General features: G+C 69.2%; 10 protein-coding genes. 5 read left to right on the top strand and 5 right to left on the bottom strand.

The genetic code is table 11. The annotated features are described in order from the left end of the window. Nucleotides 1–297 precede the first annotated feature (297 nt). Nucleotides 298–909, top strand: coding sequence for a dihydrofolate reductase family protein (locus OP79_RS43915; RefSeq protein ID WP_051745558.1), 612 nt, complete (start codon nucleotides 298–300; stop codon nucleotides 907–909). On the opposite strand, the gene OP79_RS52960 is transcribed toward OP79_RS43915, so the two are convergent. From OP79_RS52960 to OP79_RS43900, 3 genes are all read right to left on the bottom strand, one after another. Beyond that, a complete protein-coding gene (locus OP79_RS52960; protein ID WP_157857481.1) occupies nucleotides 896–2620 on the bottom strand; it encodes an ISAs1 family transposase in 1725 nt (574 codons plus the stop codon). The genes OP79_RS43915 and OP79_RS52960 overlap by 14 nt on opposite strands. Before the next feature lie 385 nt (nucleotides 2621–3005). Then, complete coding sequence (locus tag OP79_RS43905; RefSeq protein ID WP_051745556.1) at nucleotides 3006–3431, bottom strand: GntR family transcriptional regulator; 426 nt, start codon at nucleotides 3429–3431, stop codon at nucleotides 3006–3008. Then, nucleotides 3428–4201: a hypothetical protein gene (locus OP79_RS43900; RefSeq protein ID WP_033328751.1), complete on the bottom strand. Its 774-nt coding sequence runs from the start codon at nucleotides 4199–4201 to the stop codon at nucleotides 3428–3430. The genes OP79_RS43905 and OP79_RS43900 overlap by 4 nt, the downstream gene beginning before the upstream one ends. A 498-nt stretch (nucleotides 4202–4699) precedes the next feature. Here OP79_RS43900 and OP79_RS43895 point away from each other — a divergent pair, with 498 nt between their 5' ends. Together OP79_RS43895 and OP79_RS43890 are read left to right on the top strand one after the other, a co-directional pair. After that, nucleotides 4700–5983, top strand: coding sequence for a sensor histidine kinase (locus OP79_RS43895; protein ID WP_245685659.1), 1284 nt, complete (start codon nucleotides 4700–4702; stop codon nucleotides 5981–5983). Between the two features lie 90 nt (nucleotides 5984–6073). Then, entirely contained in the window at nucleotides 6074–6580 is a 507-nt protein-coding gene (locus OP79_RS43890; protein ID WP_033328750.1) for a SigE family RNA polymerase sigma factor, read from the top strand. Nucleotides 6581–6812: 232 nt separating this feature from the next. Here the strand turns inward: OP79_RS43890 and OP79_RS43885 are convergent, their stop codons facing one another. Then, nucleotides 6813–7124 (bottom strand): hypothetical protein, encoded by a 312-nt coding sequence (locus OP79_RS43885; RefSeq protein ID WP_157857480.1) that lies wholly within the window; start codon nucleotides 7122–7124, stop codon nucleotides 6813–6815. A gap of 3 nt (nucleotides 7125–7127) precedes the next feature. Between OP79_RS43885 and OP79_RS43880 the strand changes: the two genes are divergently transcribed. Beyond that, on the top strand, nucleotides 7128–8852 hold the full coding sequence (locus OP79_RS43880; protein ID WP_211270988.1) for a dolichyl-phosphate-mannose--protein mannosyltransferase: 1725 nt from the start codon (nucleotides 7128–7130) through the stop codon (nucleotides 8850–8852). Between the two features lie 122 nt (nucleotides 8853–8974). Here the strand turns inward: OP79_RS43880 and OP79_RS43875 are convergent, their stop codons facing one another. After that, the gene (locus OP79_RS43875) at nucleotides 8975–10048 is read right to left on the bottom strand and encodes a LacI family DNA-binding transcriptional regulator (protein ID WP_342669589.1); all 1074 of its coding nucleotides are present in this window, start codon (nucleotides 10046–10048) and stop codon (nucleotides 8975–8977) included. 367 nt (nucleotides 10049–10415) lie between these two features. On the opposite strand from OP79_RS43875, the gene OP79_RS43870 reads away from it, so the two are divergent. Then, nucleotides 10416–11708 carry an ABC transporter substrate-binding protein gene (locus OP79_RS43870; protein ID WP_033328748.1) on the top strand — a complete coding sequence of 431 codons (1293 nt, stop codon included), beginning with the start codon at nucleotides 10416–10418 and terminating at the stop codon, nucleotides 11706–11708. The last annotated feature ends 8 nt before the right edge of the window (nucleotides 11709–11716 follow it).

The raw sequence follows: 11716 nt of genomic DNA, 5'->3' as shown, positions 1-11716 counted from the left end.
CCCTGGTCAGCATCGACTCCACCACCGCGCGCGCTCACCACGACGCTGCTGGGATGCACCTGGGCAAGGACGTCATCGACGCCCTGGAGAAGGCCACTGTCGAGGAGGAGAAGGCCAGGTCAAAGGGGGCAGCTCCGAAGAACAAAGCGGGCGGGACGCCAGGGCCTTTGCGTGATCGCCTTCTGTCCGGGTTCGTCAGGCGTGTCCGGTCGGTCACGAGCAGAGCTGGGGCACGCCCGATGAGTTTTGTCTTCGGTGCCAGTCTGTCTGATGCAGTGTTGACTGGAAGGAGACGAGATGAGTGGCGGCTCGACGCCTCATGGCCGACAGCAGCAGGTGTTCGCGTTCTTGTTCTGTTCCCTCGACGGCTATCACGAGGGACCCGGTGGGGAATTGGACTGGGGTCTCTACGACGAGGAGTTCTTCGACTGGAACTTGCGCCAGACCCGCGAAGTGGGAGCCCTGCTGCTGGGCCGGCGCACCTACGAGCACTTCGCCGAGGTCTGGACCTCGGCCGATGCAGCGGAGCGGTTGCCCGAGGTCGCGGCCTTCATGAACGCCGTGCCCAAGACGGTGGTGACGGGCAGTGGCCCGGTCACCCCCTGGGAGAACACCCGGATCACCGACGGCAGTGATCTGGCCGCCGAGGTTGCGCGGCTGCGGGCCGAGTCCGCCGGTGACGTCGCGATCTTCGGGAGTTCGGGACTTACCGTGGCCCTGCTGGAGCAGGGATTGGTGGATGAGCTGCGGATCTTGCTGCATCCGGTGCTGCTGGGCCGTGGTCGGAGCCTGTACGCCGGTCTGAAGGACCGCATTGACCTGACAGCCGGGGCGGTGACCGTGTTCCGTTCGGGCAACATCCTTTTGCGGTATCGGCCACCCGGCCGTGCCGAAGCTATGGCTGGATGAGGCCGAGGGCTGACAGGGGCCGGTGATAGTCGCGGGCTGCGTGGCGGAGGGCGGCGGCGATGCTGGTGCCGCCGCCCTGGCGGTGAACGCCGATGGCGAGGTTGCGCAGGCTGGCCATCACGCGGGGCAGGTGGGCGGTGCGGATCGTGGAGTCGTCCTCACGGAAGGTGCGGTCACGGACGTGGTGCAGGAGATTCTCGATGTGCCAGTGGCCTCTGATCCAGGCAGCGAGCTGCTCGCCGGTGGCCTCGCCCGGCGGCAGGCTGGTGATCAGGTAGACGCGCTCGATGGTGAGCTTGCCGGTGCCCATCTCGCGGCGCCAGCGCACGACTTGGAGGGCCTGGCGGGCGCCGGGGTAGGCAAGGTGGGCGAACGCGGCGGTCTTCAGCCGACGGATCTCCGTGCGGTGGTGGGCACGGGTGCGGTCGTAGTGGTCCAGCGCGATGTCCCGCCAGGGCAGCGTGCGGACGGTCTCGAACAGGCCGGGGTGGTTCTTCTTCACGATCGCGAGATAGTGAGCGCCGCGGGAGCGCAGGTAGGCGCCGTGTTCGTGCTGGGTGTGCAGGGCGTCTGCGGTGACCACGGTGCCGGTCAGATCGAGGGTGTCCAGCAGCGGCGCGAATGCGGGAATCTCGTTGCTCTTGTCGGCGACCTGGCGCTGGGCGAGCACACTGCCGGAGTGTTCCATCGCGGCCAGCAGGGCGACAGCGGGCCGGTCGCCGTGGCGCGAGCCGCGCAGTGTCTTGCCGTCCACGGCGATCGCCCGTAGCGCCGGGCGCTGCGCGGTGTCGAGATCGGGCCTGCGCGCACGGGCGTGCAGAAATGCGCCGATCGCATGGTCCAGGGCATCGCCGTCGAAGTCACCGAACGCCACGGCGCTGCCGTCCCGCAGATACGGGGCCCGCGCCGCGAATCCACCCGGTCCGTCCCCACCGTGCAGCAGCACGGCCACTTCCTGCTCGCCGTCCCCGTGGGGCCTGGCGACGAGGTCGGTGGCACGGTCGCCGTCCGCGTCGCCCGCGGTGAGGGAGAAGTCGGAGTCCTCATTGCCGAGGCCGGCCTCGGTGATGGGGCTCGGGCGGGCCGCACCTGTGCGGTGTGGTTTCCCTTCGCGGGTGAACGGCCCGTACAGCACACGGAGTTGGTACCGCGCGGCGTATTTCTTTCCTACGTTCTCGGTCACGGTGAGATCCTGCTGACCGTCGCCGTCGAAGTCCCCCGGCACGCCTCCCAGTTTGGCGGCGGGCACCCCGTCGCGCGGACCGGCGGGACCGCCCCAGACGACGTGCCCGCTGGCCAGGATGTCCGCGTAGCCGTCGCCGTCGAGGTCGGCGGTGGAGACTCCTCCCGGGGCCAGGTTCGGGGGAAAGCGGGTGTCGTCGGGCTTGATGACGGTGCGGGTGGTCGGGTCGAGTCCCCGTGCGGAGCCGTAGACCACGCCGAGGTAGGCAGGCGCGGCGAAGACCAGGTCCGCGTAACCGTCCCCGTTCACGTCGTCGGCGGCCCGGCTGCCGCTGCCGCGCGGCACGGGGGCGGACGCGGACGGCGTGGTCACCGGGTCCAGGTCCATCGGAGGTGGGGGCGCAGGGGCCGGCGAAGAGTAGGGGGAGTCGTACCCGATCACGGGGCGTAACGCCACGGCGACGAGAAAGAAGAGCGCGCACCCGGCGACCGCCACACTGACCTTGAGCACGTTCCGGTTCCCGTTCATGTTCCCCACCCCTTTGCTCACCCACAGTCCCGGACTGTGGCGGCACAGCCTACGTTCCGGACGCTCGTCTCGATCATCACTGGTCCGTCACCCCCCTTGGCCGCCTGCTGGTCAAAGAGCCCAGCTGCGGCCCGCAATCGCCGCCTGCGCCCTCGGGCAGCCGGTGCGTGATCGGCTCGCCGCTGCCAGGGACGGCCCGTTCTTCGCGAGGCCCGCGAGGTCGCGGTGCCCGTCCTCGTCGAAGTCGCCGCGCACCACGGGCTGAAGGCCCACCTTGAATGGCCCGTTCCGCCACCGCCGCATCCGGTGAGCGGGGCGAGTGCAACGCAGACGGCGCAGACAGCTATGGCCGGAAGGGCCGTACGAGACTTCATACGCTTCACTCTCACAGTTGTTGATCAACCGAACGCGGCGTACCCGCTGGGCTGGGCACGCCCTCGTCCAGTGCTTTGTGGACGGCGGCCAGAATGGCTTCGGTGTCGGCGCCCAGAGCCCGGGCGGCTGTCGTGAAGTCCCGGGCCAGCGTGGCGAGTCGGTCCGGGTCCAGGTGCTTGGGTTCGGACGGCAGAGCCGCGACCCGGGTGCCCGCGCCGCGGCGGGTGTGGATCAGCTCGGCGGCTTCCAGCTCGCGGTAGGCGCGGGCCACGGTGCCCGGTGCCAGGCCGAGATCGGCGGCGAGTTGACGCACGGTCGGCAGGCGTTCGCCCTCGGCGAGTTGGCCGGTGAGGATCAGGGGGGCGAGCTGGGCGCGGATCTGCTCGTACGGCGGTACCGGGCTGGTGGTGTCGACGCGGACGACGGGGCCGGTCATCGTCGCGTCGCCCGGGGCATGACCACGGTGAACAGGCACCACGCCAGGGTGGCCAAGGCCAGCACGCCCATGGGGTAGATCAGCAAGGCGGTGACGGTGCCCAGCGTGCCGGTGGCGCAGTTCCCGAGCCTCAGGAACGTGTCGATGGACAAGAGGACGACCAACAGCTGGGTCGAGACCAGCACTCCCCAGGCTGCGGTGATCGCCAACGAGCGGTCGCGGCGCTGCTGGTCGTCGCCCGGACGGTGGGTGATACGGCGCAGGGCCCAGGCGCAGGCGACGGTGCCGATGGCGAAAGAGGCGAGGAGCTGGCTGCCGTAGAACATGCCGGGCCAGAGGCTGACGGGTGGTCCGGTCACACCGTCGCATTGAGCGAAGGCGGCCCGGCTCACCTGGCGTACGACGTCGGGTGGGGCCATGGCAGCCCCGAGCCCCACCAGCCCGACGAAAAATACCGCCTGGAGGAGAAGCAAGGGGGTCATGCGGGGCGGCACGTGGTCTCGGATCCGGCGCGGGGCGAGACCGGCGATGCGTACCGCTTCCCGAGGGCGGGGGGTGAGGGCGTCGCCGAGTAGAACGCCCCCCACCACACACAGGCCGAAAGCCATGATGCCGCCTATCAAGGGCGCGTTGAAGCCGGACTCGTTGCCGAACGTGCTGATGTCCATGGTGGCCCACAGCCGTGCGGCTACGGCGCCCACGGCCAGACCGGCCCAGCGGGCGTAACGGTCGGCGCGGGGGCGGGATTCGGGCCGTGCGGTGTCGAGCATTCGGGGACCCCAGTGAGTGGTGATGGCGGCGCGGACGGCGCCCAGCGGCAGTGGACGCTGCTTGCCGCAAACCGAGCTTGTATCAAGTGGCGAGTACAAGATGTCGTGGACGGAATCTTGTGTCAACTACTCGATACAATCGTTCAGTCGGCAGCGGCTCGATACCGGTTGAACCGGCCAGTGAAGACGGCTTCGGGGATGTCATGGCTCGTTGAGACCCAGGGCTCCGGGAACGTACGCGGCGTGACGGTGACGAGATTGATGTGCCCGGTCGGCCGGGCACACCGCGTTCCGTTGATCGACAACTGGGCAACGGTCGTCCCGTCCCGCTGGAGTCGGGATGGCGCGGGATGTGAGGGTGAAGCGCATGAAGTCTCCTACCGCCGTGCCGGCCTTCGCTGTCCGCGCCGTCTGCGTTGGGTTCGCTTCGCGGGCCTCGTACGGTCCTGCGGGCGGTTCGAACTGATGCCGATGCGGAGGACACGTAGGGGAATGCGTGTGGGCACACGTTTACGGGGTCTGCGGATCGGCCTGCGTTTCAAGATCGGGATGACCATCGCCGCTACGGCGGTGGTGTCGGCAATGCTGACCCGCGCGTCCATCCCGGTACTCGTATCGGAAGACCGCCGTGACAGCGTCCTCGCCGAGTACCAGGCGGCCGCACAGCAATACCGGGCCTCCGGAGGCCAGGACACGGCCGGCCTCGAAGTCGACCCGGCGAACGTGCCGGAGGGCCTGCGCCGCGCCGTCCTACCCGGCGGTGCCAGGTCGGCCACCTATGTGGTCAAGGACAAGACGGGAACCATCGCCTGGGCCGCGGGCCGTGGTGAACACGGCAGACTGCTGGCCCTCCGCCGCCACTATCCCCAGACCCTCTCCGAGGATCTGGAGCAGGTCACCCAGAACGCTGCCGTCGTCGGCGCGCTCGGCGCGAGCGTCGTGGGTATCGGGCTGGCTGCCGCGATGGTCCGTCGGCTCCGGCGGTCCACTCGCCAGGCCGTCCGGATAAAAGACGGGGAGCTGGATGCCCGTCTGCCCGAGCGCGGGCGGGACGAGATCGCCGAGCTCTCCGCAGCCGTCAATGCGATGGCGCAGGCCCTCGCCGCCCGGATCGAGGCCGAACGCGCCGTGACGGCGAACATCGCGCATGAGCTGCGCACCCCGATCGCGGGACTGCTGACCGCGTCGAGCCTGCTTTCGGGAGACGACCGTCCGGCCGAGATGGTCCGCGAGCGCGCCGTACGGCTGCGGGACCTGATGGAGGACGTCCTGGAGGTGGCCCGGATCGACAACGGGGGCGAGCGTGCCGAGCCGAGGGAGGTGGAACTCGCCACGCTCGCCCGGCGCGTGGTCGCGGGCGTGCGGGCGGACCGGCCGCAGGCGGCGGTGGCGGTGGAGGTCATCCACGGCACCGTGCGGGAGACGGACCCGCGCCGCCTCGATCGTGTCCTCACGAACCTGGTCACCAACGCGCTGCGGCACGGCGCGGAGCCGGTGGTGGTGGAGGTCGACGGCCCCGAACTGCGGGTCCGCGACCACGGCCCCGGCTTCCCGCCCGAGCTGATCGCCCACGGCCCTCAGCGGTTCCGTACCGGCGGCAACGGCGGCCTCGGCCTGGGCCTGGCCATCGCCACCGGACAAGCCGGAGTGATCGGGGCCCGCCTGAGCTGGCACAACCCGCCCGAGGGTGGCGCCGTCGCCACCATCACCCTCCCGCGAGACACCCCGGGAGGGTGGGCAGGCACGTCGCGTCGTGAGCACCGTCAGGGTGGGCATGTGTGAGTCAGACCACATGTCTGGGGTGCATAGCGGGGCAGGGGCCAGTGCCTTTATTGAAGGTGTAGGGGCGTGCGGGGGTAAGGGGCGACGCTGATGGGGCAGTTGCGGGCCGATGAGTTCGACCGGTTCGTGGCGGCTCGGTGGTCGGCGTTGCTTCACCTGGCGCGGCTGCTCACCGGCGGAGACCGGCACCGGGCCGAGGATCTGCTGCAGGAGGCGCTGGTCAAGCTGTGGTTTGCCTGGCCGAAGGTGGCCGAGCAGGCGCCCGAGGCATACGTGCGCAGGGTTCTGGCCCGTGCCGCGGCTCGCTCGGCACGGCGTCGCTGGTGGGGCGAGCACCCCGTGGACCAGTTGCCCGACCCGCCCGGGGTGGGGGATGAGACCGCCGCCGTGGATGAACGGACCCGGTTGGAGGCCGTGCTGGCGTTGCTGTCGGCGCGGCAGCGGGCCGCGGTGGTGCTGCGCTACTACCAGGACCTGCCCGAGCGGGACGTCGCCGAGGTGCTGGGGTGCCCGGTGGGTACCGCCCGTTCGCTGACGGCACGCGGCGTCGCCCGGTTGCGGCAGCTTCTGGCTGAGGCAGTCGAGCCGGTGGAGTGAAGAAGGGAGCCATGGATCACTTCGAGCAGGAGCTGGCACGGATGATGCGTGACAGCCAGGAGGACACGCCCTACGAGGAGCGGCACCGACACCGGCTGCAAGCCGGCGTTCGCGCCCGACGGCGGACCCGGACGGCCTGGATGGCCACCGGATCCGTACTGACCCTTGCCGGACTTGGCGTCGGACTGATGGCCCTGCCGAGCTCCTTCGCCCAGGGCGGGCCTGCCGGCCCTCAGCCCCGCCCCGCCGCCTCGGCCGAGTCCGGCTCGGTGCCGTCGACGGCCCGCCCCGCCTCCACCGCCAAGGAGGTGCCGACGTTGACCTGCACGTCAGCCACCGGGCCGGTGCCGATGCCCTCGATCGCCCGCTCAGCCTCCACGGCCAAGGAGGTGCCGATGCCGACCTGCACGTCAACTACCAGGCCGGCGCCGATGCCGTACCGCCCCTCAACCTCCGAGCCGGTCCCGATGCCGACACGTGACCACCACCGAACACCGGGCAGCTGATCCCCGCTGGTCCTGCTCTCGGCGAATTGAAGGCTCACCACGTGCTCCGTGAGAACGCGCCCGCGTCTGTCGACGTGCCGCAAAAGGCGGCGGATTGCCGGCCGACCTCCTGGGAGCGGCGGCTGCGCCGCTTCGGGTACGTCGAGCGGCCGTGTACGTCCGTGCGCGACCGCCTGGTGGTGCCGTTTCCCGAGCCCGGGTCACGGCTGTGGCGCACGCTCGGGCTGTCCCCGGTAGCGGCGGGCCGGCTGGCGCGCTGGTCGGGATGGGGCGGGCCGCTGCTGGTGGCGCTTCTTGCCGGGCTGCCGCGCTTTTGGCGTCTGGGCCGCCCGCACGACTTCGTCTTCGACGAGACCTACTACGCCAAGGACGCCTGGTCCTTACTGCGGTTCGGCTACGAGGGCACCTGGCCGGACCGCAAGATCGCCGACCCGCAGATCCTGGCCGACCCCCAGGTGATCACGCTCTCCGACACCGGGTCCTTCATCGCGCACCCGCCGACGGGCAAGTGGGTGATCGCCGTTGGCGAGTGGATGTTCGGCCTCAACCCGTTCGGCTGGCGCTTCATGACGGCGGTCCTGGGCACGCTGTCGGTGCTGATGCTGTGCCGCATAGGCCGCCGCCTGTTCCGTTCGACGGTACTGGGCTGCCTGGCCGGCGCGCTCTTGGCGGTGGACGGCCTGCACTACGTGATGAGCCGCACCGCCCTGCTCGACCTCGTCGTCATGTTCTTCGTCCTGGCCGCGTTCGGCTGCCTGCTCCTCGACCGGGACAGCGCGCGGGTCCGGCTCGCGGCAGCCTTGCCGGTGGCTGAGGACGGTCACGTACGCCCGGACCGGGACACCGGCGACCGCGCCGGGACGGGAGCGCGTCCCTGGCGGCTCGCGGCCGGATTCTTCCTGGGACTGGCGGCCTCCACGAAGTGGAACGGCCTGTATTTCCTGGCCTTCTTCCTCATCCTGACCCTGCTGTGGGACGTCGCCGCCCGCCGTATCGCGGGGGCACGCCACCCGTACCGGGCGGTGCTGCGCAAGGACCTCGGCTGGTCGGTGCTCTCCCTGATGCCGGTCGCCCTGGTGACGTATCTGGCGACGTGGACCGGCTGGTTCCGGTCCGACGACGGCTACGGGCGGCACTGGGCGGACGGCCGCGACGGCACCTGGTCGTGGATCCCAGCCCCGCTCCGCAGCCTGTGGCACTACGAGTACGGCGTCTACCAGTTCAACGTAGGGCTGCACACCCCGCACAAGTACGAGTCCAACCCATGGAGCTGGCTGGTCCTCGGCCGCCCGGTGCTGTTCCACTACCAGTCGCCGAAACCCGGCAAGGACGGCTGCCACACGGCAGCCGACTGCTCTCAGACGATCCTCGCCCTGGGCACGCCGCTGCTGTGGTGGTCGGCATGCTGCGCACTGGTGTATCTGCTCTTCCGGTGGGCGCTGCGCCGCGACTGGCGCGCGGGCGCCATCCTGTGTGCGGTGGGTGCCGGCTATCTCCCCTGGTTCCTGTACCAGGACCGAACGATCTTCTCCTTCTACGCCGTCGTCTTCGTGCCGTACCTGTGCCTGGCCGTGACGATGATGCTGGGCGCGCTCCTGGGTCCGCCGGGCATGAATGACAAACGCCGCACACGGGGCGCGGTGGCTGCGGGCACGCTGGTGCTCCTCATCACCTGGAACTTCATCTATTTCTTCCCGATCTACACGGGCCTGACGATTCCGTATCCCAGCTGGCACACCCGAATGTGGTTCGACACCTGGATCTGAGCTCCGTCCTCACGATCTCCGAAGTGGTGTCGCACCGTGGCTCACCCGGATCGTACGACAGGGCCGCGCCCACGCCTCGCCGGATCGAAGCCGCCTTGAGTTCCTCGGGCCGACTGCGAAGCTCAGGCGTTTCGGCCTTCAGCAGGATTGTTGCCCTCCCGTTCGCCCTGAGGGGCGGGCGGCGGGGCCGTGGTTCCTCGTGGGATCAGGTGTGTGGGCAGGACGATGTGCCGGCTGAGGTCCGGGTCGGAGTCGTTGATGAGTTCCAGGGCCAGTTCGGCTGCGGCGCGGCCCATGTCGGAGGGGGACTGGGCCACGGTGGACAGGTCGAGCCACTCGGCCATCAGCTGGTCGTCGAAGCCGAGGACGGAGATCCGTTCGGGCACCTCGATCTGGACGGTGCGCAGGCTCAGGATGAGGGAGGCGGCGAGTTCGTCCTGCTCGGCGAAGATCGCTGTGGGCGGTTCGCGCAGGCTCAGCAGATTGCCGACCGCCTGGGTGGTGCCGCGCTTGTCGCGGGGCGGCGTGGTGACGACCAGGTCGTCGTCCAGGGGGATGTCCGCCTCGGTGAGCGCCTGCTGGTAGCCCAGGAGGCGATCGCGTGAACTGAAGCTGAAGCCGCGGGCGTTGACGGTGTGCGCGAAGGCGATCCGGCGGTGTCCGAGGTTGATCAGGTGGCGGGTGGCCCTGCAGGCGGCGGCGACGTCGTCGACGTAGACGCTGGGGCGGCCCTCGACGTGCTGACTGATGTAGATGACCGGCACGCCGAGATCGTCCAGCCGGGCGGTCTCCTCCTTGTTGAGGTCGAAGCAGAACACCAGCAGCGCGTCCGCGTTGCGCCGGGCAGGGAGCCGCTCGAAGAACTCGGCCCGCTCGGCCAGGTCGGGCACCACGTAGACGGTCATCTCCATGCCCGCGCCGCGCAGCAGCGGGCCCAGGCTGGACAGCGCCGCCCCCATGAACCACGAGTCGAGCGTGGGCACGAGCACCGCCATGACGCCGGTCCTGCCGGTGACCAGGCTCGACGCCTGCCGCGAGATCGCGAAGTTCAGCTCACGGGCGGCTTCCTCGACCCGGGTACGGACCTGCGGTGAGACCGATGTCAGCCCGCGCAGGGTGCGCGAGACGGTGGACGGGGAGACCCCCGCCCGTTCGGCGACGTCGGCCAACGTGGGGTGCCGCTGAGCTGGTGACATGAGCGGAAGTTAACACAGTTTGAGCCTCCAGCGGGACCCCTCGTGACAGCGCTGTCTCAACGGCTTTCGAGGAAGAGATGTCTGTTACACCCAGCACAGAGAGGGCGTGGGTTGCGTAAAGCATCCGCGCTACTGCGACGTTACGCATTGACTTCCAGTAAGTGCACTCCTACGGTGCAAGCGTTGTCTCAGCGGAGTCGAAGCCGTCGCCGTGAAGTCATCCTTCGTGGCTTTGAACTGCGCTTTTGATCTACAGAACGCGATGACAGCACAGTCTCGCAACAGAGTCATCCCAGAGGCATCTCGGCAGCTGCTCCCTACCGGGCGACCACGCCGAGACTTCGGTTCCGCACGTCCAGGAGAGACAGTGAACGCCAGAACCACCAGAGTCCTTCAGTGCTCGGCCGTGCTCGTCGCCGCCGGGCTCGTCCTCACCGCCTGCGGCTCCTCCGACGACAACAGCTCCTCGGAGAAGTCCCCGTCGTTCTCGGGCCGCGGCCCCATCACGTTCGCGGCCGCCAAGGACAGCTCCGGCGTCGTCCAGAAGGTGATCGACAGCTGGAACAAGGAACACCCCAAGGAGAAGGTCACGTTCATACAGCTGCCGGCGGACGTGAACCAGCAACGCCAGCAGATGATCCAGAACGCCGAGACCAAGTCCGACGCCTACACAGTGCTCTGGCTGGACGCGGTGTGGACCTCGGAGTTCGCCGCCCACCAGTGGATCGACCAGCTGCCCGCCGCCCAGTTCCCGCTGGACGAAATGCTCAAGCCGGTGGTGGAGACGGGCAAGTACCGCGACAACCTGTACGCGGTCCCGCATCACTCCGACGGCGGCGTGCTGTACTACCGCTCCGACCTGCTGAAGAAGGCCGACGTCAGCGCCCCGCCGACCACCTGGGCGCAGATGCAGGCCGCCTGCGCCAAGGTCGAGAAGCTGCCCGAGGCCAAGGGCATGGACTGCTACGCCGGCCAGTTCCAGAAGTACGAGGGCCTCACCGTCAACTTCGCCGAGGCCGTGAACTCCGCCGGCGGTGTCATCACCGACGCCAACGGCAAGCCGAACGTCGACACCCCCGAGGCCAAGAAGGGCCTGGACTTCCTCGTCGACTCCTTCAAGGACGGCACCATTCCCAAGGAGGCCATCACCTACCAGGAAGAGGAAGGCCGCCAGGCGTTCCAGTCCGGCAAGCTGGTCTTCCTGCGCAACTGGCCGTACGTATACGCCCAGGCCGAGAAGAGCAAGATCGCGGGCAAGTTCGCGGTCGCGCCGCTGCCCGGCCTGAACGGGGCCGGCTCCTCCACCCTGGGCGGCCACAACGTGGCCCTGTCCTCCTTCGCCAAGAACAAGGCCACGGCGCTGGACTTCATGAAGTTCTTCACCAGCGAGGACAGCGCGAGCACGTTCCTCAAGGACGCTTCCATGGCACCGCCGTACGACGCCCTCTATGGCGACCAGGCGATGGTCAAGCAGTACCCGTACCTCGCCGCGCTGAAGGAGTCGATCCTCAACGCAGTGCCCCGCCCCCAGGTGGTCCAGTACGGCGACGCGACCTCCGCGATCCAGCAGGAGGCGTACGCGGCCCTGAACGGTGACAAGTCCAGCGCGCAGGCGCTGAAGGACCTGCAGTCCGAGCTGCAGAAGCTCGCGACGAAGTGAGGAGGAGG

Source organism: Streptomyces yerevanensis, assembly GCF_000716805.1.
Lineage (GTDB): Bacteria > Actinomycetota > Actinomycetes > Streptomycetales > Streptomycetaceae > Streptomyces > Streptomyces flaveus.
This window is presented reverse-complemented; position numbering and strand designations above follow the sequence as displayed.